The sequence below is a fragment of the Promicromonospora umidemergens genome (assembly GCF_024171995.1).
GTDB lineage: Bacteria > Actinomycetota > Actinomycetes > Actinomycetales > Cellulomonadaceae > Promicromonospora > Promicromonospora umidemergens.
Map to the genome: position 1 here is coordinate 167,692 of NZ_JAMTCT010000008.1, position 22,712 is coordinate 190,403.

At 71.9% G+C, this 22,712-nt stretch carries 24 protein-coding genes; 19 read left to right on the plus strand and 5 right to left on the minus strand.

The genetic code is table 11. From position 1 onward, the window contains the following. The first annotated feature begins 11 nt into the window (after positions 1 to 11). The 3 genes from fabG (at position 12) to APR04_RS15150 (ending at position 2,251) form a co-directional block, all read left to right on the plus strand. On the plus strand, positions 12 to 749 hold the full coding sequence (gene fabG / locus APR04_RS15140; protein WP_253871643.1) for a 3-oxoacyl-ACP reductase FabG: 738 nt from the start codon (positions 12 to 14) through the stop codon (positions 747 to 749). Positions 750 to 909: 160 nt separating this feature from the next. Further along, positions 910 to 1,680 (plus strand): enoyl-ACP reductase FabI, encoded by a 771-nt coding sequence (gene fabI / locus APR04_RS15145; RefSeq protein ID WP_253871598.1) that lies wholly within the window; start codon positions 910 to 912, stop codon positions 1,678 to 1,680. Between the two features lie 31 nt (positions 1,681 to 1,711). Further along, on the plus strand, positions 1,712 to 2,251 hold the full coding sequence (locus APR04_RS15150; protein WP_253871599.1) for a SixA phosphatase family protein: 540 nt from the start codon (positions 1,712 to 1,714) through the stop codon (positions 2,249 to 2,251). A 57-nt stretch (positions 2,252 to 2,308) separates the two neighbouring features. Here APR04_RS15150 and serB read toward each other — a convergent pair whose 3' ends face one another. Then, positions 2,309 to 2,929 carry a phosphoserine phosphatase SerB gene (serB, locus tag APR04_RS15155; RefSeq protein ID WP_253871600.1) on the minus strand — a complete coding sequence of 207 codons (621 nt, stop codon included), beginning with the start codon at positions 2,927 to 2,929 and terminating at the stop codon, positions 2,309 to 2,311. A 156-nt stretch (positions 2,930 to 3,085) separates the two neighbouring features. Then, the gene (locus tag APR04_RS15160) at positions 3,086 to 4,327 is read right to left on the minus strand and encodes a glucose-1-phosphate adenylyltransferase (protein ID WP_253871601.1); all 1,242 of its coding nucleotides are present in this window, start codon (positions 4,325 to 4,327) and stop codon (positions 3,086 to 3,088) included. Between the two features lie 75 nt (positions 4,328 to 4,402). On the opposite strand from APR04_RS15160, the gene glgA reads away from it, so the two are divergent. The 5 genes from glgA (at position 4,403) to APR04_RS15185 (ending at position 9,194) form a co-directional block, all read left to right on the plus strand. Continuing rightward, entirely contained in the window at positions 4,403 to 5,725 is a 1,323-nt protein-coding gene (glgA, locus tag APR04_RS15165) for a glycogen synthase (protein WP_308292357.1), read from the plus strand. A 56-nt stretch (positions 5,726 to 5,781) separates the two neighbouring features. Continuing rightward, on the plus strand, positions 5,782 to 6,594 hold the full coding sequence (locus APR04_RS15170; RefSeq protein WP_253871602.1) for an ATP-binding cassette domain-containing protein: 813 nt from the start codon (positions 5,782 to 5,784) through the stop codon (positions 6,592 to 6,594). Between the two features lie 473 nt (positions 6,595 to 7,067). Further along, entirely contained in the window at positions 7,068 to 7,334 is a 267-nt protein-coding gene (locus APR04_RS15175; protein WP_253871604.1) for a hypothetical protein, read from the plus strand. Between the two features lie 10 nt (positions 7,335 to 7,344). After that, the gene (locus APR04_RS15180) at positions 7,345 to 8,532 is read left to right on the plus strand and encodes a sensor histidine kinase (RefSeq protein ID WP_253871605.1); all 1,188 of its coding nucleotides are present in this window, start codon (positions 7,345 to 7,347) and stop codon (positions 8,530 to 8,532) included. After that, positions 8,529 to 9,194 (plus strand): response regulator, encoded by a 666-nt coding sequence (locus tag APR04_RS15185; protein WP_253871606.1) that lies wholly within the window; start codon positions 8,529 to 8,531, stop codon positions 9,192 to 9,194. Before APR04_RS15180 ends, APR04_RS15185 begins: the two co-directional genes overlap by 4 nt. Positions 9,195 to 9,296: 102 nt before the next feature. On the opposite strand, the gene APR04_RS15190 is transcribed toward APR04_RS15185, so the two are convergent. Continuing rightward, positions 9,297 to 9,824 carry a P-loop NTPase family protein gene (locus APR04_RS15190; RefSeq protein WP_253871607.1) on the minus strand — a complete coding sequence of 176 codons (528 nt, stop codon included), beginning with the start codon at positions 9,822 to 9,824 and terminating at the stop codon, positions 9,297 to 9,299. Between the two features lie 3 nt (positions 9,825 to 9,827). After that, positions 9,828 to 10,589, minus strand: coding sequence for an Rv1486c family protein (locus APR04_RS15195; protein WP_253871608.1), 762 nt, complete (start codon positions 10,587 to 10,589; stop codon positions 9,828 to 9,830). 43 nt (positions 10,590 to 10,632) lie between these two features. Here APR04_RS15195 and APR04_RS15200 point away from each other — a divergent pair, with 43 nt between their 5' ends. From APR04_RS15200 to APR04_RS15240, 9 genes are all read left to right on the plus strand, one after another. Beyond that, on the plus strand, positions 10,633 to 11,418 hold the full coding sequence (locus APR04_RS15200; RefSeq protein ID WP_253871609.1) for an ABC transporter ATP-binding protein: 786 nt from the start codon (positions 10,633 to 10,635) through the stop codon (positions 11,416 to 11,418). Positions 11,419 to 11,653: 235 nt separating this feature from the next. Next, positions 11,654 to 12,082 (plus strand): NfeD family protein, encoded by a 429-nt coding sequence (locus tag APR04_RS15205; RefSeq protein WP_253871610.1) that lies wholly within the window; start codon positions 11,654 to 11,656, stop codon positions 12,080 to 12,082. Between the two features lie 116 nt (positions 12,083 to 12,198). Beyond that, the gene (locus APR04_RS15210; RefSeq protein WP_253871611.1) at positions 12,199 to 13,353 is read left to right on the plus strand and encodes an SPFH domain-containing protein; all 1,155 of its coding nucleotides are present in this window, start codon (positions 12,199 to 12,201) and stop codon (positions 13,351 to 13,353) included. A gap of 159 nt (positions 13,354 to 13,512) precedes the next feature. After that, positions 13,513 to 14,379 carry a TetR/AcrR family transcriptional regulator gene (locus APR04_RS15215; protein ID WP_253871613.1) on the plus strand — a complete coding sequence of 289 codons (867 nt, stop codon included), beginning with the start codon at positions 13,513 to 13,515 and terminating at the stop codon, positions 14,377 to 14,379. Then, positions 14,379 to 16,136 carry an ABC transporter ATP-binding protein gene (locus APR04_RS15220; protein WP_253871614.1) on the plus strand — a complete coding sequence of 586 codons (1,758 nt, stop codon included), beginning with the start codon at positions 14,379 to 14,381 and terminating at the stop codon, positions 16,134 to 16,136. Before APR04_RS15215 ends, APR04_RS15220 begins: the two co-directional genes overlap by 1 nt. After that, the gene (locus tag APR04_RS15225; RefSeq protein WP_372496112.1) at positions 16,133 to 18,187 is read left to right on the plus strand and encodes an ABC transporter ATP-binding protein; all 2,055 of its coding nucleotides are present in this window, start codon (positions 16,133 to 16,135) and stop codon (positions 18,185 to 18,187) included. Before APR04_RS15220 ends, APR04_RS15225 begins: the two co-directional genes overlap by 4 nt. A gap of 152 nt (positions 18,188 to 18,339) precedes the next feature. After that, positions 18,340 to 18,924 carry a hypothetical protein gene (locus tag APR04_RS15230; protein WP_253871615.1) on the plus strand — a complete coding sequence of 195 codons (585 nt, stop codon included), beginning with the start codon at positions 18,340 to 18,342 and terminating at the stop codon, positions 18,922 to 18,924. Beyond that, the gene (locus APR04_RS15235; RefSeq protein WP_253871616.1) at positions 18,924 to 19,151 is read left to right on the plus strand and encodes a helix-turn-helix domain-containing protein; all 228 of its coding nucleotides are present in this window, start codon (positions 18,924 to 18,926) and stop codon (positions 19,149 to 19,151) included. Before APR04_RS15230 ends, APR04_RS15235 begins: the two co-directional genes overlap by 1 nt. 22 nt (positions 19,152 to 19,173) lie before the next feature. Beyond that, positions 19,174 to 20,457: an endo-1,4-beta-xylanase gene (locus APR04_RS15240; RefSeq protein ID WP_253871617.1), complete on the plus strand. Its 1,284-nt coding sequence runs from the start codon at positions 19,174 to 19,176 to the stop codon at positions 20,455 to 20,457. Positions 20,458 to 20,464: 7 nt separating this feature from the next. Here the strand turns inward: APR04_RS15240 and APR04_RS15245 are convergent, their stop codons facing one another. Further along, on the minus strand, positions 20,465 to 21,238 hold the full coding sequence (locus APR04_RS15245; protein ID WP_253871618.1) for an SDR family oxidoreductase: 774 nt from the start codon (positions 21,236 to 21,238) through the stop codon (positions 20,465 to 20,467). A 101-nt stretch (positions 21,239 to 21,339) separates the two neighbouring features. On the opposite strand from APR04_RS15245, the gene APR04_RS15250 reads away from it, so the two are divergent. Then, on the plus strand, positions 21,340 to 22,173 hold the full coding sequence (locus APR04_RS15250) for a helix-turn-helix transcriptional regulator (RefSeq protein WP_253871619.1): 834 nt from the start codon (positions 21,340 to 21,342) through the stop codon (positions 22,171 to 22,173). A 53-nt stretch (positions 22,174 to 22,226) separates the two neighbouring features. After that, entirely contained in the window at positions 22,227 to 22,589 is a 363-nt protein-coding gene (locus APR04_RS15255) for a YchJ family protein (RefSeq protein WP_253871620.1), read from the plus strand. Positions 22,590 to 22,712: the final 123 nt, after the last annotated feature.

Below are 22,712 nucleotides of genomic sequence, written 5' to 3' on the forward strand. Positions count from 1 at the left end.
AGGTGACCACTATGCCCGCCACTCAGAGCATTTCCGCAGGTCCCACCGGCCGAGTAGTCGTCGTGACGGGTGCCGCCCGCGGCATCGGCCGCGCCATCGCGGAGCGCTTCGTGGCGGACGGCGACCGTGTCGCCACGATCTACCGCGGCGGCGACCTGCCCAAGGGCGTCGAGGCCTATGTGGCCGACGTCACCGACTCGGCGGCCGTCGACGCGGCGTTCGCCGCCATCGAGAAGGACATGGGCCCCGTCGAGGTGCTCGTGGCCAACGCCGGCGTGACCAAGGACCAGCTCCTCATGCGCATGAGCGACGAGGAGTTCGAGTCGGTCCTCGACGTGAACCTCACCGGGACGTTCCGCTGCGTCCGCCGCGCGTCCAAGGGCATGATCCGGGCACGGAAGGGCCGCATCGTGCTGATCGGCTCGATCGTCGGCCTGTCTGGCGGCCCCGGCCAGGTCAACTACTCCTCCTCGAAGGCCGCCCTGGTGGGCATGGCTCGCTCCATCACCCGTGAGCTCGGCACGCGTGGCATCACGGCCAACGTCGTCGCGCCCGGATACGTCGAGACGGACATGACCGCCGCGCTGTCCGAGGACGTGCGCAAGGGCTACCTCAAGACGATCCCGGCCGGGCGCTTCGCCTCGACGGACGAGATCGCGGCCGTGGTCTCCTTTGTCGCGTCCGACGCGGCGGGCTACGTCTCCGGCGCGGTCATCCCGGTCGACGGTGGCCTCGGGATGGGGCACTGAGCCGTACTCTGGCGCCGCTACCTGCGGTTTTGCCCGAATATATCCACCATTCTGGACATCAAGTACGGCGGGGAGTTTCGTTCCACGCCGCAATCCGCATTACGCTCGCACCCAGCGCAGGGGTCGCCTCGGCACGCCTGCGCCTGATCGGAAGGACAACATGGGTCTCCTCGAAGGTAAGAAGCTGCTCGTCACGGGCGTGCTGACGGACTCGTCGATCGCATTCCACGCCGCCCGGCTCGCTCAGGAGGAGGGCGCGGAGGTCGTGCTCTCGTCCTTCGGGCGGCAGATGAAGCTCACGCAGGCCTTCGCGAAGCGGCTGCCGGCCGAGGCTCCGGTGGTCGAGCTGGACGCGACCAGCCAGGAGAACCTCGACGCTCTGGCCGACGCGGTGCGCGCGGAGGGCTTCGACCGGCTCGACGGCGTCGTGCACTCGATCGGGTTCGCGCCGCAGTCCGTCATGGGCGGCAACTTCCTCACGGGCACCTGGGAGGACGTCGCCACCGCGCTGCACGTCTCCACGTTCTCGTACAAGTCGATCGCCGTGGCTGCGAGGGAGCTGATGACCGACGGCGGTGCCGTCGTCGGCCTGACGTTCGACGCGCAGTTCGCCTGGCCCGTGTACGACTGGATGGGCGTGGCCAAGGCCGGTCTGGAGTCCGCGAACCGCTACCTGGCGCGCGACCTCGGGCCTGAAGGAATCCGCTGCAACCTCGTCTCGGCAGGGCCGATCCGGACCACCGCCGCCAAGTCCATCCCGGGCTTCGCGACGATGGAGGACGCCTGGCCGACCCGAGCCCCGCTCGGTTGGGACCAGACGACCGCGGAGCCGGCGGCGCGTGCCGTGTGCGCGCTCCTGTCGGACTGGTTCCCGGCGACCACCGGTGAGATCGTGCACGTCGACGGCGGCGTGCACGCCATGGGTCAATAGACCCGGCTCAATAGATGGGCAGGAGGCTTTGATGGGCAGAGCGTCGGGCACGGAGCCCACCACTTCGCCGGGACGGCGTCTGGTGTTGCTCCGGCACGCGAAGGCGGAGCCGCCGTCGGAACTTCCCGACGAGCAGCGGCCGCTCGCACTGCGTGGCCGGGACCAGGCGGTGAAGGTCGGTGCGGCGTTGGTCGCGTCCGGCCTCCTGCCCGACGCCGTCCTCGTCTCCGGGGCGGTGCGTTCCCGGCAGACGTGGGACCTTGCGCGCAAGCACCTGGGGGATCCGCCGGTGGCGTTCACCGACGACCTCCTGGGAGCGATGCCGCGCGGCGTCCTCGCGCTCGTGCGCGAGCTCGACCCAGCCGCGCGGACCGTGCTGGTGATCGGTCATGAGCCCGCGATGGCGGGCACGGCCGAGCTGCTGGCCGGTCCCGGGTCGGAGGACGGTGCTCTCGCGCAGGTCCGCGTCGGCGTCCCGACGGGCACCTACTCGGTGCTGCACTCCGACCTGGACTGGTCGGAGTGGGACCGCAAGGCGGCCCGCCTCACGGAGGTAGCCCGCCCCGCCTGACGGGACGTCTCCTGGTTGTGGGCGCGATCATCGTGCCCACAACCAAGCCGCCAGGTGCTAGAGGAGGGTGAGGACGGCGTCCAGGCGGCCCTCGATCGAGTACGGGGCCTGCTCGCGCACCACGGGCTTGGCGTTGAACGCCACGCCGACGCCGGCGATCTCGATCATGCCGAGGTCGTTCGCGCCGTCGCCCACCGCGACGGTGTGCTCCAGCGGGATGTCCAGGGCAGCTGCCCACTCGCGCAGGGTCGCGGCCTTGGCCGCGCGGTCGATGACGGGGCCGACGGTGCGGCCGGTCAGCACGCCGTCCGCGACCTCCAGGCGGTTGGCACGCAGCAGCTCGATCCCGAGCTCCTGGGCGACCGGCTCGACGATCTCCGCGAAACCGCCCGACACCAGCCCGAACGCCCAGCCGCGAGCCTGGCACCCGGCCACCAGCTCGCGGGCGCCCGGCGTCAGCTCGACGGCGGCGCGCACCTTGTCGAGGGCTGCGACCGGTACGCCGGCCAGGGTCGCGACGCGCTCGCGGAGCGACGCGGCGAAGTCCAGCTCGCCGCGCATCGCCCGCTCGGTCACGGCCGCGACCTCGTCGCGGGTACCGGCATGCTCCGCGATGAGCTCGATGACCTCCTGCTGGAAGAAGGTCGAGTCCACGTCGGTCACGATGAGTCGCTTCACGGGGACCAGTGTGCCGGACTCCTGCCCCCATCGTTCTCGAAACCTAGGTTGCTTCGCTTTGCGGCCGTTCAAAGCGAAGCAACCTAGGTCTCGAAGGAAAGGAAGCTATGACGGGCCGGCTCCACCAGGGCAGAACGGTGGGGGCGGTTAGAACCGCTAGTCGACTATCGTGCCCTTCGGGACCACTACCAGGCCGCTCTCCGTGACCGTGAAGCCCCGCGCCCGGTCCTCGTCGTGGTCGACGCCGATGCGGGCCCGCTCGTTGATCACCACGTTCTTGTCGACGATCGCCCGGTGCACGTGCGCGTACCGGTGCACCTGGACGTCGTCCATCAGCACGGAGCCGGAGACGTTCGACCAGGAGTGCAGGTGCACGCCAGGGGAGAGCACCGACCCTCCGGCCTGCGCGCCCGAGATGAGCACCCCCGGCGAGACGATCGACTCGACCGCGTGCCCCATCCGCCCGGGACCGGCGTGCACGAACTTCGCCGGGGGCAGCCCCGTGTAGCCCGTGTACAGGGGCCAGTCGTAGTTGTAGAGGTTGAAGATGGGGTGCACCGCGATGAGGTCCGTGTGCGCGTCGTAGTACGAGTCGATGGTCCCGACGTCGCGCCAGTAGCCCCGGTCGCGGTCGGTGGAGCCGGGCACGTCGTTGCGGATGAAGTCGTAGACGCCTGCCTCACCCTGCGCGACGAACGCGGGGATGATGTCGCCGCCCATGTCGTGCCGGGAGTCGGGGTTCGCTGCGTCCTTGGTGACGGCCTCGACCAGCGCGTCGGCGTCGAACACGTAGTTGCCCATCGAGGCGAGGATCTCGCCGGGGGAGTCGGGCAGGCCGGTGGGGTCGGTCGGCTTCTCCAGGAACTCGCGGATCTTCGTCGGGTCGTCCGGGTCGACGTCGATGACGCCGAACTGGTCGGCCATCCCGATCGGCTGCCGGATCGCGGCGACCGATGCCCGCGCCCCCGACTCGATGTGCGCGTCCACCATCTGGGAGAAGTCCATGCGGTAGACGTGGTCGGCACCGACCACGACCACGATGTCGGGGCGCTCGTCGTCGATGATGTTGAGGCACTGGTAGATCGCGTCGGCGCTGCCGAGATACCAGTGCTTGCCCACGCGCTGCTGCGCGGGGACGGGCGCAACGAAGTTGCCCAGCAGGGGCGACATGCGCCACGTCTTGGAGATGTGCCGGTCAAGGGAGTGAGACTTGTACTGCGTCAGCACGACGACGTGCAGGTACCGCGAGTTGACGATGTTGGAGAGGGCGAAGTCCACCAGACGGTAGATGCCGCCGAAGGGCACTGCGGGCTTGGCGCGGGCGGCGGTGAGCGGCATCAGCCGCTTTCCCTCGCCGCCGGCGAGGACGATCGCAAGGACGCGGGGGGCGGAAGCCATACGGGTGACATTAAGCCCTTTTGGGCTGGTCCGTCAGGTGGCGCGCTGAGACTTCGCGCACGCTAGGTTGGCCATGTGCCCGACGTCGCTGCCGCCCCCGGCTTTGCCCCCCGTTCCGTTCCTGCCCCAGGGCCTGCTCCGGGCTCCGCCCACAAGCCCAGCGGCACCCTCCGCGTCGACCTCCTGACCCGCGAGTTCCCGCCCCACGTCTACGGCGGCGCGGGCGTCCACGTGGCCGAGCTGGCCGGAGTGCTTGCGCAGCACGCGGACGTGCGGGTGCGCTGCTTCGACGGCCCGCGCGACGCGGCGACGGAGGCCTCGGGCGTCACGGGCTACGTGACGCCTGCCGCCCTGTCCGGCGCCAACCCGGCGCTGGCCACCCTGGGCACGGACCTCGTCATGGCCGACGACGTCGCGGGCGCCGACCTGCTCCACTCGCACACCTGGTACGCCAACATGGCAGGCCACCTGGGCGGTCTCCTGCACGGGGTGCCGCACGTCGTCACCGCGCACTCCCTGGAGCCCCTGCGCCCCTGGAAGGCCGAGCAGCTCGGCGGCGGCTACGCGCTCTCGTCGTGGGCCGAGCGCACCGCCTACCTGGGCGCCGCAGGGGTCATCGCGGTCTCCGCGGGCATGCGGGCCGACATCCTGCGCGTCTACCCCGAGCTCGACCCGGAGCGGGTGCACGTGGTGCACAACGGCATCGACCTGGCGGGCTGGCGGCGCCCTGCCGCGGGCGACGACGCGGCGCAGGACGCCGCCGCGGCGACCGTGCGCCGGTACGGGATCGACCCGGACCGCCCGGCGGTCGTGTTCGTCGGCCGGATCACCCGGCAGAAGGGCCTGCCGTACCTGCTGCGCGCCGCCGCCGAGCTGCCGCCCGAGGTGCAGCTCGTCCTGTGCGCGGGCGTTCCGGACACGCCAGAGATCATGGCCGAGGTGGTCGCCCTCACCGAGCGCCTGCGCGAGTCGCGCACCGGCGTCGTCTGGATCGAGGAGATGCTCCCGCGGCCCGACCTCGTGGCGGTCCTGTCGGCCTGCACCGTCTTCGTCTGCCCGAGCGTCTACGAGCCGCTCGGCATCGTGAACCTCGAGGCCATGGCCGTCGGCCTGCCCGTGGTCGGCACGGCCACCGGCGGCATCCCCGAGGTGGTCGACGACGGCGTCACCGGCCTGCTGGTCCCCATCGAGCAGGCCGACGACGGGACGGGCACCCCGCTGGACCCCGACCGGTTCGTCGCCGACCTGGCGGCCGCGCTGACCCGCGTCGCGACCGACCCGGAGGGCGCAGCGGTGATGGGCGCAGCGGGCCGCCGTCGGGCCGAGGACCACTTCGCCTGGGCGGCGATCGGTGACCGCACGATGGAGGTCTACGAGCAGGTGCTCGCGCAGGCCTGAGACGTCGGTACTTTCGTCGGTACCGGCCTGCCCCGCCAGCGGGCGAGGCTTCCCGCATGATCCAGATCGAGCACCTGACCAAGAGATACGGCACCACCACGGCGCTGCACGACGTGACCTGCGAGGTGGCGACCGGGACCGTCACGGGCCTGCTGGGGCCCAACGGCGCGGGCAAGTCGACGCTGATGCGCGTGGTCCTTGGCCTGGACCACGCGACGTCGGGCACGGCGCTCGTGGCAGGCCGCCGGTACGCGACGCTGCGCCGCCCGCTGCACGTCGTCGGCGCGCACCTGGGCGGACGCGCCGTGCATCCGCAGCGCTCCGCCCGGCAGCACCTGCTGGCTCTCGCACGGAGCAACCGGATCCCCGCCGCGCGTGTCGAGGAGGTGCTCGACCTCACCGGGCTGCGCGGTGTGGCGCGGCGGCGGGCGGGCGGCTTCTCGCTGGGCATGGGCCAGCGCCTGGGGCTGGCCGCCGCGCTGCTCGGCGACCCGGGCACGGTCCTCCTCGACGAGCCGGTGAACGGCCTGGACACCGACGGCGTGCGGTGGATCCGCCGCCTGCTGCGCCGCCTGGCCGACGACGGGCGCACCGTGCTGATCTCCAGCCATCTCCTGTCCGAGGTGCAGCTCGTGGCCGACCGCGTGCTGGTGCTCGGCAAGGGCCGGCTGCTGGCGGACCTGCCCACGGCGGACCTCGCGGCGCGGGCCACGCCGGAGCACCTGGCGGAGGGGATGTCGGCGCTCGAGTCCGGGTACCTGAGCCTCGTCGAGGACTCCGCCGAGTACGTGGCCGGCGCCGGGCGCCCGGCGTCCGGTGCCACCGTGCAGTCCGGTGCCACCATGCAGGAGGTGCGGCATGGCCGCTGAGCCGCTCCGCGAGCTGTCCGCCGTCGTCCGCGCCGAGTGGGGCAAGGCGTGGTCGGTCCCCGCCGCCGTGCTCTGGCTGGGGATCGCTGTCGTGATCGCCCTCGTCACGGCCATGACGCTCGCCAACGACGTGGTCCACGCCGTCTCGACGGGTGAGCTCCCGCCAGGCACCCGGACGCCGGTGTCGGAGGTCCTCGGCCCCGTGGTGAGCTTCGCCCAGATCGCGGTGGCCGGGTTCGCGCTGCACCTGGTGACGCCCGAGTACGCGGCCGGATCCATCGGGCCGGTGTTCCTGGCCACGCCGCGCCGGTGGATGGTCGTCGCGGCCAAGACGGCAGTGGCCGGCGCCGTCGCAGCGACGCTCGGTGCGGTCCTTGGTCCCGTGTCCGCCCTGCTGGCCGACGCGGTGCTGGGCGGCCACGCGGGCACCCCCGTCCCGATGGTCCACGCCTCGGCCGGAGCAGCCGGGGGGTGTGTTCGCTGCCGCCGCGCTGGTCGCCGTGGGGCTGGGCTTCCTGTGCCGCAGCGCGGTGGGTGCCCTGTCGGCCGCGTTCGTCCTGCTCGTCGTCACGCTCGCGGCACCGGACACCGCCGGCCGGTGGCTGCCCGGCCCGGCCGGGGCGGCGTTCGTCTCCGGCACCGCGGACCTCTCCCGGCCGCTCGCGCTCGCGGTGCTGGCCGCCTGGTGCGCGGCGATCCTCGGCCTGGCCGTGTGGACGGTGACCCGCCGGGATGCCTAGCCTCTGGCCGATGAGAACGCACCCGGTGCTGCGCTGGGCCGTCCCGGCCTTCCTGGTGGTCCAGGCCGGGGTGCTGGGGCTCGCCTGGTGGGCGGGCTCCGGGCTGCTGCTCGCCCTGGCGGAGCTGGCGGCGCTCACCGGGTTCGCCTGCCTGGTGCTCCTTGCGCAGTACCTGCTGCTGCGCGGCCGGTACACCCGCGAGAGGGAGGCGACACGCCGGGCCGTCGAACGGCGTCGGGTCGCCGACGAGGTGCACGACCTCGTGGGCCACGAGCTCAGCCTCATCGCCATGCAGGCGGGCCTGCTCGAGCTACGGGCCGACGCCGCGGACGCGAAGCTCGCCGGGCAGTTGCGGGCGCAGGCCGAGCACGCCGTGGCGAGCCTGCACGAGACCGTCGCCCTGCTGCACGGGACGGCACCCGACGAGCCGGTGACCGACGACGTCGAAGACCTCGTGGCCAGGGCCCGGCAGGCCGGCGCGCGGGTCACGCTGCACGGGGACGTCGACCGGGTCGCGGTCCCCACCCGCCTCGCCGTGCACACGGTGGTCCGTGAAGGACTCACCAACGCCGCGCGGCACGCGCCGGGCAGCCCGGTCGCCGTCGTGCTGTCGACGTCGGCGGGCACGCACGGCGACGTCGTCGAGGCCCGCGTGGCGACCTCGGACGCGCCGGCCCCGACGGCGGGTGCGGGCCGGGCCGGCCACGGGCTCGACGCGCTGCGCCGCCGCGTGACGGCGCTCGGCGGACACCTGGACGCCCGCCACCACGACGGCACGCACGTCCTCACCGCCCGCATCCTCGCCCAGCCCTCTGGCGACCCGCTCAGGAGCGCCGAACCCGTCGAGCTGGCCGGCGCACGTCCCCTGCGCGCCCTCGTCCGCCAGACGGCGGTGCCCGTCGTGGTGGCGTGCGCCGTCGTCCTCGGGTTCTGGACCTGGGCGTCGCACGACACGACGGCGGAACCCGAGGTCCTCGCGCGGTTCGCCGTCGGTCTGCCCACCGCCGAGCTGGACGCCCTCGTGCCCCAGCGGCAGGCACCCGTCCGCCTCGCGCGGTCGCCCGAGCCGCCTCCCGGCTCGACCTGCCGCGCCTGGACCGACGGGAACTTTCCCCTCGCCGCCGCGACCGTCGAGGTCTGCGCCGACGACCACGCGGTCACCCGCGTCACCGACCTCGCCGGGGAGCCGCTGTGGTGAGGGTCCGCGTCCTCGTCGTCGACGACGACCCCCGCGTGCGTGACGTGCTCACGGGAACCTTCGCCACCGACCCGGACATCGACGTCGTCGCGCAGGCCGCCGACGGGCGGGAGGCGCTCGCGGTGGCCCGGTCCCGGCTGCTCGACGTCGTCGTGCTGGACGTCCGGATGCCCGTGCTCGACGGGCTCGGCACGCTGGAGGTGATCCGCCGGGAGCAGATCCCGGTCCGCGTCGTCGTGCTGACCAGCTTCGGCGAGAGCGAGTACGTGCGCCGCGCGATCGCGCTCGGGGCGGACGGGTTCCTGCTCAAGTCGGGCGACCCGCACGACCTGCTGCGGGCCGTGCGGGGCACGGCGGCGGGGGAGACGTGGCTGTCGCCCGCCGTCGCCCACCAGGTCGCGCGCGACCTGCGCCGCGGCCACGCCGGGCAGGCCGACGCCGAGCTCGCCGCCGGCCGGCTCGCGGCCCTCACCGCCAGGGAGCGTGACGTGGCGGACCTGCTCGCCCAGGGCCGCACGAACGCGGAGATCGCCGCGGACCTGCACCTCAGCGAGAGCACCGTGAAGGCGTACGTCAGCTCCGCGATGGACCGGCTCGGGGTGCGCAACCGCGTTGAGCTCGCCTGGCAGGTCTGGTCGGCCCGGGGAGGGCCCGTGGGCTGACCGCGGTTCAGCAGGCTCGGGAGAGTCGTAACCCCCGGGGTTATGGTCGCCTCGAACCTGCTGAACGACAGTCAGTCCGGCGCCGGCCGGCGGCCGGCGGCTTCAGAGAGAGGGGAGAGCTGCCAGGAGCGTCTCGCGCTCCGCGCCGGTGCGGAGCCGGTGGTACGCCAGGTGCGCGTATGCCGGGTCGGACCCGACGGCGGTGTATCGCCGCCGGTTGCTCGCGTAGGTGGTCCACGCCCAGCGGATCACGGAGTCGCGCGCGAAGAGCGCATCCCACGGCTCGCGGTTCCCGTTCCACAGCTCCACCCGGCTCGCCGTCCGGCGGACCGTCCTGGTCACGACGCGGCGCATGACGGTCGCGCGCGACGGGTCCACGAAGACGAACGTGTCGGCGCGCTCGCGGATCCGGTCGGCGGCGCCCGCGCCCGAGTAGCTTCCGTCGATCACCCAGGCGTCCTGGCCGACGGCGGACTCGACGTCGGCCAGGAAGTCCGCGCGCGGTGTCCAGCCCGGGCCCCAGTAGAGCGCGTCGAGCTCGGTGTGCGGCAGACCGTGCCGCAGCGCGAGCTCGCGGGCGAGCGTCGTCTTCCCGGACCCGGACGTCCCGACCACCCAGACCCGCCGCACGGGTCAGCGGACCTCGCCGTAGGTCGCCGCGCTCATCGCGTGGCGGGCCGTGCGGTCGACCTCACGCAGCGCCGTGGACCGCTGGTCGACCTGGAAGACGTTCACCGCGCCGCCGTCGTCCACCGTGCCGAGCGCCACGATCGCCCGCAGGCGGCCCGCGAGGGCCAGCACGCGGGCGCGCCGCCCGTCCAGGTGCGGCACCGGCCACGACGACGTGCTGGCGGACCGGATCCGCTCGATGGCGTCGGCTGCGTCGTCGCGCCAGCGGGCGACGTCGAGCTGGTCCAGGGCGTCCGTCGCGGTCATCAGGCTGGTGCGGAGCTCGCGCTCGGCGTCGGCGACCGAGCCGATCGCCGCGTGCACGAGCGTGGTCCACTGGGGAACCTCCAGCACGCGCCACGTCACCATGTGCCCCGGCTCGATGTGGCTGCCGAACGCCTGGACGCGGGGGACCGCCGCCCAGCTTCCCGCCGGCGTCGTGATCACCACGCACTCCCCGGCGTCGGTGGCCTCGAGGTTGGCCACCGCGGGGACGCCCGCCGCGTCGCCGGGCGCGGGCAGCAGCGCGCACACCTCCCGTGGCCCGGTGGTCCAGGCGGTGAAGAGCGTGTCGAGGTCGGTGCCGTCGGCAAAGCCGGGCAGCCCCTCGACCGTGTGCGGCTCGTCGTCGCCCACCACGGACTTCACGGCATCGGAGGTGTCGCCGACGCCCTGCAGCCACAGGGCGAGCAGCACGCTCCGGGGGAGCTCCTGATCGGTGTCCACCGCAGAACTGTAAATGACTCCTCCTCGGGTAAGGTCGTGGCCCATGAGCTCGGTTCTCCACCTTGCGGGCGTCACCGTCCGTCGCGGCACCTCGACCATCCTCGATTCCGTCGACTGGCAGGTGAACGAGGGAGAACGGTGGATCGTGCTCGGCCCGAACGGTGCGGGCAAGACAACTCTCCTCCAGATTGTCGCAGCGCGCTTGCATCCGACGTCGGGCGAGGCCACGATCCTCGACTCGACCCTCGGCAAGGTCGATGTCTTCGAGCTGCGCCCGCGGATCGGCATCTCGAGCGCGGCGCTCGCCGAGCGGCTGCCGACGGCGGAAAAGGTGCGCGACGTCGTGCTGACCGCCGCCTACGGCGTGACCGGCCGCTGGCACGAGACCTACGACGAGCTCGACGAGCAGCGTGCCAAGGACCTGCTGGCGGTGTTCGACGTCGACCACCTCGCCGACCGCACCTACGGCACCCTCTCCGAGGGCGAGCGCAAGCGCGTGCAGATCGCCCGCGCCCTCATGACCGACCCGGAGCTGCTGCTGCTCGACGAGCCCGGCGCCGGGCTCGACCTGGGCGGTCGTGAGGAGCTGGTCGGCGCGCTGTCCGAGCTCGCGCACGACCCTGCCTCGCCGGTCCTTGTGCACGTGACGCACCACGTCGAGGAGATCCCGCCGGGCTTCACTCACGTGCTGCTCATGAAGAAGGCAGGCATCCAGGCCGCCGGACCGATCGAGGAGGTCCTCACAGCGGACAACCTGTCGGAGGCGTTCGGGCTGCCGCTGATCGTGGCGCACGGCGGCGGGCGCTGGCTCGCGCGTGCGGCTCGCTGACGCGCTGTCGTATCGCGTGAGCTGAAGGCGCGCGGGCTCTTCCGCCGTCGAAATAATCAGCACATTTGAGAAATCCCGTTGAAACACCGGTTTTTGCTACCGCTGTGTCAGTGGACCTTGGTAAAGTCCGGGCAAAGGTCCGAGGTGGCGGTAGATTCACCGCGAGGGCCCGCCGGCGGAGAGGTTCCGTCGGCGACCGGTCGCCAACCGGAGTGGACGCTCGGAGGGAGCACCCATGGACTGGTTGTGGTGGGTAGGAGCCGCGCTGGTATTCGCGCTGATCGAACTCCTGTCGCTGGATTTCGTCTTCATCATGTTCGCGGGCGGCGCGCTGGCCGCAGGGGCGGCGAACGCGGCCGGCCTGCCGCTGTGGGCGCAGGCCATCGTCTTCGTGGTGGCCTCGGTGGTGCTGCTCGTGACGCTGCGGCCCACGCTGATCCGCCACCTGCGCAACAACACGCCGAAGGCGCCCACCAACACGGAGGCGAACGTGGGGCGCACGGCGTCGGTGGTCCAGGAGGTCAGCACCGCCTCAGGACTGATCAAGCTCAGCGGCGAGGTGTGGAGCGCGAGGGCCGTACCCGGCTCGCCTCTGCTGGCCGCCGGCACTAGCGTTCGTGTGGTCCAGATCGACGGCGCCACCGCCGTCGTCGAGCCGGCGTAGCAGCCTGGTTCCTGGACGTCCCCCTTCAGCAGTACCAGCGTGAAGCAGTACCCAGACAGTCCAGTCAGAAGCTTGAATCGTCCGTGCGGGCCAAGGCGCCCGCGTAAGGAGACGTCGTGGAGTCATTCGGGCAAGTCCTGCTCTATCTGATCATTGCCCTGGTCGTGATCGTCGGTATCGTCGCGGTGATCCGTGCCGTGCGGATCGTTCCGCAGTCGGTGGCGCTCGTGGTCGAGCGCCTGGGTCGGTACTCGAAGACGCTCGACCCGGGCCTGCACGTGCTGGTGCCGTTCGTCGACCGTGTCCGCGCCGGCGTGGACCTGCGCGAGCAGGTCGTGTCGTTCCCGCCCCAGCCGGTGATCACCAGTGACAACCTGGTGGTCGAGATCGACACCGTCATCTACTTCCAGGTGACGGACGCCAAGTCCGCTGTCTACGAGATCGCGAACTACATCACGGCGATCGAGCAGCTCACGGTCACCACGCTGCGTAACGTCATCGGTTCGATGGACCTGGAGCAGACGCTCACCAGCCGTGACCAGATCAACGGCCAACTCCGTGGCGTCCTCGACGAGGCGACCGGGCGCTGGGGTATCCGCGTCAACCGCGTCGAGCTCAAGTCGATCGAGCCGCCGCCCTCCATCCAGGGCGCGATGGAGCAGCAGATGCGCGCCGAGCGGGACCGCCGTGCCGCGATCCTCACCGCCGAGGGCATCAAGCAGTCGGCGATCCTGACCGCCGAGGGCGAGAAGCAGTCGGCGATCCTCACGGCCGAGGGTGACGCGCAGTCGCAGATCCTGCGGGCCGAGGGTGAGTCGCGCGCGATCATCCAGGTCTTCGAGGCCATCCACCGCGGCGACCCCGACCCGAAGCTGCTCGCGTACCAGTACCTGCAGATGCTCCCGCAGCTCGCCAAGGGCGACTCCAACACGACCTGGGTCATCCCCACCGAGTTCACCGCCGCGCTGGGCAGCATCGCCAAGGGCTTCGGCGGCACGCCGGGCACGCCGGGCATCCCGGACCCCTCCGCCGGCGACGGCCCGTCCGGCAGCGGCCCCCGGCCGGCGACGTCGGTGCTCGACAAGCCGCTGCTGCAGGACCCGAGCGAGGCGCTCGCCGAGGCGCAGCGCCAGGCCGAGGCCGCCGTGGCCGACGCGACCAGCGCGGGCACCCGGTCGGGCGAGCCCTTCGACCCGCGGACCGAGCGCGGGCAGATGCCCGGCGGCTCCACGCCGCCCCCGCCGGCGCCCCCGGCGCCGCCGGTCGCCTGACCGTAGCGTCAGTAGCTCTCGGAAGCCCCTCGGTGTTCGCGCCGGGGGGCTTCCGGTGTGTCCGGAGAGGCCCGCCCGGGCCCTCCCGCCGGCACGACGAGATTCGCTCAGCGAAAAATCAGTTGCGGAGTGAGCGCTCACTCATTTACTGTCGACGGCATGGACAACGAACGGCGCCGAGCCTCGCCGATGACCCCGGACGAACGGCGAGCCGCCATCGCGGCGGCGGTCATGCCCCTGGTCGCAGAGCGCGGCGTCGACGTCACCAGTCGTGAGCTCGCCGAGGCCGCCGGGGTCGCCGAGGGCACCCTGTTCCGCGCGTTCGGCGACAAGACGGCGCTCGTCGGCGCGGTCGCCGTGGAGGGCCTGTCTCGCGCGGGGCGCCCCGAGGAGACGCTCGCCGAGCTCACCGGGATCGACCCGACGCTGCCGCTGGAACGGCGCCTGGAGCTCGTGATCGAGCTGGGCCGCCACCGGACGGCCGAGGTGATGCGGTGGATGTCCGTGCTGCGCCGCATGGCGCCGCCGGGCGGGCCACCGGGCGGGCCACCGGGCCCGCCTGTGGTGCCGGGGGCCTCGCCGGGTCCGCCGATGGTGTGCGACGGACCGCCGGGCGCGGTGGTCGTGCCCGGTCCGCCGCCGGGCGGGCACGGCGCGGCCACCGACCAGCACGAGCGCCTGCACAGCTATCGCAGGATGTTCCTGGACCAGCGCGCCCGCCAGCACGAGGCCACGGTCGAGGGCATCACCTCCGTCCTGACGCCTGACCTCCACCGACTCCGGGTCCCGGTCGAGGTGGCGATCTCGCTGATCGAGTCGGCGATCGCTGGTGCGCACGCGCGGATCGATCACCTGCAGCCCGAGGTGCCCGCCGACGTCCTGGCCGACGCCCTCGTGAACGGCCTCGCCGGTCCTGGGAAAATACCTAGCCCCGCCGGCCCGGACCCTGCAACCTCCAGTAGCGCCGCACCGGGCGCCCCGGCCTCTGGTTCTCCAGCCCCCAGCCCCGAAGGGAACTCTCTTTAATGCTTGTCACGCTTGCCCGGAAATATCTGGGTCCCTACCGCTGGGCGGTGGTAGCGGTGCTCGTCCTGCAGCTGGTGCAGACGCTCGGGGCGCTGTATCTGCCCAGCCTGAACGCGGACATCATCGACGACGGCGTGGTGGTCGGCGACATCGGCCGCATCTGGAGCACCGGCGGCTGGATGCTCGTCGTCTCGCTCGGCCAGGTCGTCGCCTCCGTCGTCGCTGTCTACTTCGGTGCCCAGGTCGCCACGGCCTTTGGCCGGGACCTGCGGCGCGACCTGTTCCGGACCGTCCAGACCTACTCGGCGCGGGAGATGGCGCAGTTCGGCGCGCCCACGCTGATCACGCGCGGCACCAACGACGTGCAGCAGGTCCAGATGACCGTGCTCATGACGTTCACGATCATGGTGATGGCGCCGATCATGCTGGTCGGCGGCGTGATCCTCGCGCTGTCGGAGGACGTGACGATGTCCGGCCTCCTGCTGGTCATCGTGCCGGTGCTCGGCGTCACGGCGGGCCTCATCGTGTGGCGGATGGTGCCGCACTTCCGCCGTATGCAGAAGCGCATCGACGCGATCAACGCCGTCCTGCGCGAGCAGATCACCGGCCTGCGCGTGGTCCGCGCGTTCGTCCGTGAGCAGCGGGAGAAGGAGCGGTTCGGCACGGTGAACGAGGAGCTGTTCGACACCTCGCTGCGTGCGGGTCAGCTCATGGCGCTCACGTTCCCCGTGGTCATGCTGATCATGAACATGTCGTCGGTCGCGGTGCTGTGGTTCGGCGCGCGCGAGATCGAGGCGGGCGGCCTGCAGATCGGCTCCCTGACGGCGTTCCTGAGCTACCTCATGTACATCCTCATGGCGGTGATGATGTCGACGATGATCTTCATGATGATCCCGCGCGCCGCGGTCGCGGCGGAGCGCATCGGGGAGGTCCTGGAGACCGAGTCCTCCGTCGTCGACCCGGTGGCTCCGGTGGCGCTGCTCCCGGCCGACGACGCCGGCGGGCAGGCTCCGCGCGGGCGTGTCACCTTCGAGGACGTCGAGTTCCGCTACCCAGGCGCCGAGGCGCCGGTGCTGCACGAGCTGACGTTCGCAGCGGAGCCCGGCCAGATCACGGCGATCATCGGCTCGACGGGCTCCGGCAAGTCGACGCTGCTCAACCTGGTGCCGCGGCTCTTCGACGCGACGGGCGGCTCGGTGCGGATCGACGGCATCGACGTGCGCGACGTCCTGCAGCGTGACCTCGGCTCGGTGATGGGGCTGGTGCCGCAGAAGGCCTTCCTGTTCACCGGGACCGTCGCGGACAACCTCCGGTACGGCAAGCCCGACGCCTCCGAGGAGGAGATGTGGGCGGCGCTCGAGGTGGCGCAGGCGCGTGACTTCGTCGAGGCGCTGCCGGACGGCCTGGAGTCGATGGTCGCGCAGGGCGGCGCCACGTTCTCGGGCGGGCAGCGGCAGCGGCTCGCCATCGCTCGGGCAGTGATCCGCGAGCCACGGATCTACCTGTTCGACGACAGCTTCTCGGCCCTCGACTACGCCACCGACGCGCGCCTGCGCGCTGCCCTCCGGCCACGGACCCGCGAGGCGACGGTGATCGTCGTCGCGCAGCGGGTGGCGACCATCCGCGACGCCGAGCAGATCCTGGTGCTCGACCACGGCCGCATCGTCGGCCGTGGCACGCACACGGAGCTGCTGGCCGACAACCCGACGTACCAGGAGATCGTGACGTCCCAGATGAGCCTTGAGGAGGCCGCATGAGTGCGCAGGACAAGCCTCAGGGCGCGACGTCGGGAGCGACGGGCGGTGCGGCGCCGTCGGGTACGGCGGGTCCGGCCACCGCGCCCGCGGCCCCGCCGCCCGGACGTGGCCCCGGCGGTGGCGGGCCGATGGGCAGCATGGGCATGCCCGTGCAGAAGCCGATGGACTTCAAGGGTTCGCTGCGCCGGTTCGCCGGCTCGCTGCGCCCCGAGCGGCTGAACGTCGTGGTCCTGATGGTGCTGGGTATCGGCTCGGTGGCACTCACCGTGCTCGGGCCCAAGCTGCTCGGTGACGCGACGAACGTGATCTTCGCCGGCTTCGTGGGCGCCCAGCTGCCCGACGGTGTGACCACCGAGCAGGCGATCGACGGGCTGCGCGCCGAGGGTCAGGACCAGCAGGCGGACCTGATCTCCGGCATGCCGGGGCTGGTGCCCGGCCAGGGCATCGACTTCACGCTGCTGGCGCAGACCCTCGGCTGGGTGGTGGCGGCGTACCTCGGGGCGTTCCTGTTCGGCTGGCTGCAGGCGCGGATCACCACCGGCGTCGTGCAGCGGACCATGCGGAACCTGCGCGACGAGGTCGAGTCGAAGCTGCACCGGATCCCGCTGTCCTACGTGGACGCCAAGCAGCGCGGGGAGATCCTGTCGCGGGTCACCAACGACATCGACAACGTGGCCCAGACGACCACCCAGACCCTCGCTCAGCTCGTGACGGCAGTGCTCACGGTGGTGGGTGTGCTCGGCATGATGTTCTGGATCTCGCCGCTCCTCGCGCTCGTGGCGCTCGTGACCGTGCCGCTGTCCGTGATCGTGACGATGCAGATCGCCAAGCGCAGCCAGCCGCAGTTCGTGGAGCAGTGGGCGGCCACCGGACGGCTCAACGCGCACATCGAGGAGTCGTTCACCGGCCACGCCCTCGTGAAGGTCTACGGGCACCAGGAGGCGACCGCCGAGGTGTTCGCCAAGGAGAACGCCGGGCTGTACTCGTCGAGCTTCAAGGCGCAGTTCATCTCGGGCACCATCCAGCCCGCCATGGGGTTCCTCGGAAACCTGAACTACGTGCTCGTTGCGGTGATCGGCGGGCTCCGCGTGGCGTCCGGCACGTTGTCGCTGGGTGACGTGCAGGCGTTCATCCAGTACTCGCGCCAGTTCACGCAACCGCTCACCCAGGTCGCCTCGATGATGAACCTGCTGCAGTCCGGCGTGGCCTCCGCCGAGCGGGTGTTCGACCTCCTTGACGCGCCGGAGCAGTCCGCTGACCCGGCCGAGTCGCAGAAGGTCGAGCCGGTGCGCGGGCGGGTCGCGTTCGAGGACGTCAGGTTCTCGTACACGCCCGACCAGCAGCTCATCACCGGGCTGAACCTGGTCGCGGAGCCGGGGCAGACCATCGCCGTCGTCGGTCCGACGGGTGCCGGCAAGACGACGCTGGTCAACCTCCTCATGCGGTTCTACGAGGTCGACGGTGGGCGCATCACGCTCGACGGCGTCGACACGCGCGACATGTCGCGTGACGACCTGCGCTCGTCGGTCGGGATGGTGCTGCAGGACACCTGGCTCTTCAAGGGCACCATCGAGGAGAACCTGCGGTACGGGGTGTCCGACGGCGATTCGGTGGACGAGGAGGAGTTCCTCGCCGCCACCCGGGCCACCCACGTGGACCCGTTCGTGCGGACCCTGCCGGACGGCTACGACACCGTCGTGGACGAGGAGGGCTCCAGCGTCAGCGCGGGGGAGAAGCAGCTGCTCACGCTCGCGCGGGCGTTCCTCGCCGACCCGGCGATCCTGGTGCTCGACGAGGCGACGTCGTCCGTGGACACCCGCACCGAGGTGCTGGTGCAGGAGGCCATGAACCGGCTGCGCAAGGACCGGACGTCGTTCGTCATCGCGCACCGCCTGTCCACCATCCGCGACGCCGACGTGATCCTCGTGATGGAGCACGGCGACATCGTGGAGCAGGGCTCGCACGACGAGCTGCTCGCGGCCGACGGCGCGTACGCGCGGCTCTACGCGAGCCAGTTCGCGGCCCCGGTCGTGGAGGAGCCTGCGACGTAGGTCCGCCGACCGGGAGACGACCATGCAGCTGCTGCTACGACGCACGAGATCGTGGCAGCAGCTGCATGGTCGTCTTTTCGTTGACCGTCGAAGACATATCGTGTTTCGATAGTATCGACAAACGATATGCCGATGACGACGGGGTGACGACGATGGCCAAGTGGATCGACGACCAGCGACAGAACATCGAGGTGATGGCGCTCGCGGGTGGCCTCGCGGTGCTCGCCGGGCTCGTGGTGCTCGTCCGCGACCTGGTGCGGATCCTGCCCAACCGCGACGTCCCGGTCCCGGTCGAGCTCGCGAAGGTGCCGCACGACCTCCTGCTGGACGGCACCACCACGGCTCAGGCGACCGAGGCGGTGATCCGGGTCTCCGACCTCAACCCGGTGCCGTATGCGGTGGTGCTGGCCGCCGCCCTGCTGCCGACGATCACGCTGATGCTGGTCGCCGTCTGCTTCACCGTGCTCGGCAGGTCGTTCCGGAGCGGCGACTTCTTCGCACGGCGGAGCGTGCGGACGATGAACGTCACGGCGCTCACCCTCGTGCTGGGTTCCGTGGCGATCCCGACGCTGCAGGGGCTGGCGGCGGACAGCGCCCTGGCCACCGTCGACATCGAGTTCGGCCCGACGCTGGAGATCGACTGGGTCCTGTTCATGGCGGGCTTGCTCCTCGGCACCGTCTGGCACGCGTTCCAGCGCGGTGCCCGCCTGCAGCAGGACACGGAGGGCCTCGTCTGATGCCGACGGAGGACCACGGCCGCGTGCACTGCCGCCTCGACGAGCTGCTGGCGGAGCGCGGCATGACGCTGGCCAGGCTCGCCGAGCTGGTCGGCGTCACGGTGGTGAACCTGTCGGTGCTCAAGAACGACCGAGCCAAGGCCGTGCGCTTCTCCACGCTCACGGCGATCTGCGACGTGCTGCGGTGCGAGGTGGGTGACCTTCTGGTGGTCACCCCACGACCGTGAGCCGCGCGGCTAGGGTCTGCGCGTGACCTCTCTCTTCACCGCGCCCACCGAAGGACGCCCGCCCGACCCGAGCCTCGCGCACCGGCGCGCCGATGCCACGGTGACCCTGCGCGGACCGGACGGGGCGCCGCTGGCCGACCGGGAGGTCGTCGTGCGGCAGACGCGGCACGCGTTCCTGTTCGGCTGCATCGGGTTCGACCTGGTGGACCTCGCGAACGGCGCCTCGCAGGACCCGGAGTACGACGACCGCCTCGCCGACGCCTGGTTCGACGTCTTCAACCAGACCACCCTGCCGTTCTACTGGGGCACGTTCGAGCCGGAGCGCGGGGCGCCGCAGACGGAGCGCCTGCTCGCCGCGGCGCGCTGGTTCGCCGAGCGCGGCACCGTGGTCAAGGGGCACCCGCTGGTGTGGCACACGGTGCAGCCGGGCTGGCTCCGCGGGCTGCCCGACGCCGAGGTCGAGCGGCTGCAGCGCGAGCGCATCCGGCGCGACGTCGCGGCGTTCCGGGGCGTGGTCGACACGTGGGACGCCATCAACGAGGTGGTGATCATGCCCGTGTTCACCGCGGAGGAGAACGCGATCACGCCGCTGGCGCGCCGCAAGGGGCGCGTCGAGATGATCCGGATGGCGTTCGAGGAGGCCCGCGCCGAGAACCCGGGCGCGACGCTGCTGCTCAACGACTTCGACCTGTCCACCGCCTACGAGTGCCTCATCGAGGCGGTGCTGGAGGCCGGGATCCGGATCGACCGGCTCGGCCTGCAGAGCCACATGCACCAGGGCTACATCGGGGAGGAGAAGACCCTCGCGATCCTCGACCGGTTCTCGCGGTACGGCATCCCGATCCACTTCACGGAGACGACGCTGATGTCGGGCGACGTGATGCCCGCGCACATCCAGGACCTCAACGACTGGCAGGTCGAGTCGTGGCCGTCCACGCCGGAGGGCGAGGCGCGCCAGGCCGACGAGGTCGAGCGGCACTACCGGACGCTGCTGTCCCACCCGAGCGTGGAGGCCATGACCTACTGGGGCCTGTCGGACCGCGGGATGTGGCTGGGCGCGCCCGGCGGCCTGCTGCGGGCGGACGGTTCGCGCAAGCCCGCGTTCGACCGGCTGCGGGAGCTGGTCAAGGGCGAGTGGTGGCTGCCGCCCACGACGCTGCGCACCGACGCCGCCGGCCGCGTGCGATTCGGTGGTCTCCTCGGGGACTACCGGATCGAGGCGGCCGACGGCGGTGGGGGTGCGGCCGAGGTGACGCTGGTCGAGGCAGGCGCCGTCGACGTGACCGCCGAACTGGTGGCGAGGTAGGTCTCCGTCAGCTCGCGCTGGTGGCCGCCGCGTGCGGGTCGGTGCTGTTCAGGGCAGCCACCACCTGGTCGTAGTCGCCGCGAGCCGCGCCGTTGCGCAGGAACTTGACTCGCTCGACCTGGATCTCGGGCGCGTCGGGGTGGGCCTCCAGCAGCGACATCACCTCGTCGGCGAACTCGTCCAGCGGCATCGCGTGGTCGCTCGTGTCCTGACCGGGCATGAGCTCCGTCCGCACGGCCGGCGGCACGAGCTCCGTCACGGACACGCTGGTACCCGCGAACTGCAGGCGGATCGTCTCCGACAGCATGTGGATCGCTGCCTTGGTCGCGTTGTACGTCGGCGTCGGGCGCAGCGGCGCGTGCGCGAGGCCGGAGGACACGGTGAGGATCGTCGCGGCCGGCCGGGACTGCAGGTGCTCGGTGAACGCGGCGATCAGCCGGATCGGGCCCAGCACGTTCGTGACCACGATGGCCTCGGCGTCCTGGAGGAAGCCAGGGGTGCGCCAGTCCTCCGCTCGCATGATCCCTGCCATCGGCACCAGCACATTGACGTCGGGGAACCGCTCGATCACCTCGGCGGAGGCCGCCCTGACCGAGTCGGGGTCCGTCGTGTCGATGCGGACGGTGGCGAAGCCGTGGTCGACGGCGACGGCGTCGAGCGCCTCCGTGTCCCTGCCGCCGACGATCACCGTGTTGCCCCTGGCCTGAAGCCGGATCGCGAGGGCGAGGCCGATGCCACGGTTGCCGCCCGGAATGAAGATGGTGTTGCCTTCTGTGTTCATGCCTCCACCGTGCGGCCCTTCCGCCGACCGCGGGAGAGACCCGGTGAACCAGGGACCGGCGATCCCTGGCACCCACCGCAGGCACGGCGCACCATGGGCGTATGAACCGCGCAGCCCTCGCCGACTTCCTCCGCAGACGCCGCGAAGCCCTGCGCCCCGCCGACGTCGGCCTGGTGCCGGGTCCGCGGCGTCGGGCACCGGGGCTGCGCCGCGAGGAGGTCGCGGCCCTGACCGGGATGTCCGTGGACTACTACGCGCGGCTCGAGCAGCAGCGCGGGCCACAGCCGTCCGAGCAGATGCTCGCCGCGCTCTCCCGCGCGCTGCGCCTGACCGTCGAGGAACGCGACTACCTGTTCCGGCTCGCCGGGCACGGCGTGCCGCGGCGCACACCGCTGGACTCCCACGTGGCCCCCGCGCTGCTGCGCGTGCTGGACCGGCTCGAGGAGTCGCCGGCCCTGATCCTGTCGGGCCTGGGGGAGATGCTGGTGCAGAACCGGCAGGCCGAGGCGATCTTCGGCGTGCCGCCGGCCACCGGTCTCGGCCGCAGCTCGGCGTACCGGTGGTTCATGGATCCGGCGTCGCGCGACGTGTACCCGCCGGAGGACCACGAACGGCACGGCCGCAGCCAGGTCGCCTCCTTGCGCGCGGCGCACTCGGCTGCCGGTCCGGGCTCGGTCGCCGACGAGATCCTGCGCGTCCTGCTGCGGGAGAGCCCCGAGTTCGTGCGGGTGTGGGAGCTGCACGAGGTGTCCCGCCGGTTCGAGGACCACAAGACGCTGGTCCACCCCGAGCTCGGGCGCATCGACGTGGCCTGCCAGGCGCTGTTCACCGAGGACCAGTCGCAGGCGCTCGTGGTGCTGACGCCGGAGCCGGGGAGCGAGGCGGAGGAGAAGATCCGCCTGCTCGCGGTGCTCGGGCACGAGACGTTCGCGTAGCCGGGCGGCAGGCCGGTGCGCCCGCGACTCCGGGCGGGTGCGAGGATCGTCCCGTGCACGACGACGAACGCTGCCCCTGCCTCTCCGGCGACACCTACGGCGCCTGCTGCGGGCGTTATCACTCCGGCGCCGCGACGGCTCCGACCGCCGAGGCGCTGATGCGCTCGCGGTACTCCGCGTTCGCGACCGGGGACGCCGACTACCTGCTGGCGACGTGGGCCCCGCAGACCCGGCCGCCCGCCGTCGAGGCCGGTGACGAGCAATGGCGCCGCCTGGACATCCACCGCACGGAGCGCGGCGGGCCGTTCGACACCGCCGGCGTCGTCGAGTTCACCGCCTTCTACCGCTACCCGGCCTCCGGCGTGCGCGGCAGCCTGCACGAGACCAGCCGCTTCGTGCGCGAGGACGGCCGCTGATACTACGTCGACGGCGACCGGGAGGCGCGCGACGGCTAGGCGGGTGCGGTGATGGGCCGGCCGACGGCGTCGCGGCTGCCGCCGTCGCTGTGGCCGCCGGGGGCAGGTTAGATCTGGGGCGTG

Coding starts and splice junctions, on each gene's coding strand:
- fabG (WP_253871643.1), top strand. CDS start 12: ATGCCCGCCACTCAGAGCATTTCCGCAGGTCCCACCGGCCGAGTAGTC.
- fabI (WP_253871598.1), top strand. CDS start 910: ATGGGTCTCCTCGAAGGTAAGAAGCTGCTCGTCACGGGCGTGCTGACG.
- APR04_RS15150 (WP_253871599.1), top strand. CDS start 1,712: ATGGGCAGAGCGTCGGGCACGGAGCCCACCACTTCGCCGGGACGGCGT.
- APR04_RS15160 (WP_253871601.1), bottom strand. CDS start 4,327: ATGGCTTCCGCCCCCCGCGTCCTTGCGATCGTCCTCGCCGGCGGCGAG.
- APR04_RS15170 (WP_253871602.1), top strand. CDS start 5,782: ATGATCCAGATCGAGCACCTGACCAAGAGATACGGCACCACCACGGCG.
- APR04_RS15180 (WP_253871605.1), top strand. CDS start 7,345: ATGAGAACGCACCCGGTGCTGCGCTGGGCCGTCCCGGCCTTCCTGGTG.
- APR04_RS15200 (WP_253871609.1), top strand. CDS start 10,633: ATGAGCTCGGTTCTCCACCTTGCGGGCGTCACCGTCCGTCGCGGCACC.
- APR04_RS15205 (WP_253871610.1), top strand. CDS start 11,654: ATGGACTGGTTGTGGTGGGTAGGAGCCGCGCTGGTATTCGCGCTGATC.
- APR04_RS15215 (WP_253871613.1), top strand. CDS start 13,513: ATGGACAACGAACGGCGCCGAGCCTCGCCGATGACCCCGGACGAACGG.
- APR04_RS15220 (WP_253871614.1), top strand. CDS start 14,379: ATGCTTGTCACGCTTGCCCGGAAATATCTGGGTCCCTACCGCTGGGCG.
- APR04_RS15225 (WP_372496112.1), top strand. CDS start 16,133: ATGAGTGCGCAGGACAAGCCTCAGGGCGCGACGTCGGGAGCGACGGGC.
- APR04_RS15230 (WP_253871615.1), top strand. CDS start 18,340: ATGGCCAAGTGGATCGACGACCAGCGACAGAACATCGAGGTGATGGCG.
- APR04_RS15235 (WP_253871616.1), top strand. CDS start 18,924: ATGCCGACGGAGGACCACGGCCGCGTGCACTGCCGCCTCGACGAGCTG.
- APR04_RS15245 (WP_253871618.1), bottom strand. CDS start 21,238: ATGAACACAGAAGGCAACACCATCTTCATTCCGGGCGGCAACCGTGGC.
- APR04_RS15250 (WP_253871619.1), top strand. CDS start 21,340: ATGAACCGCGCAGCCCTCGCCGACTTCCTCCGCAGACGCCGCGAAGCC.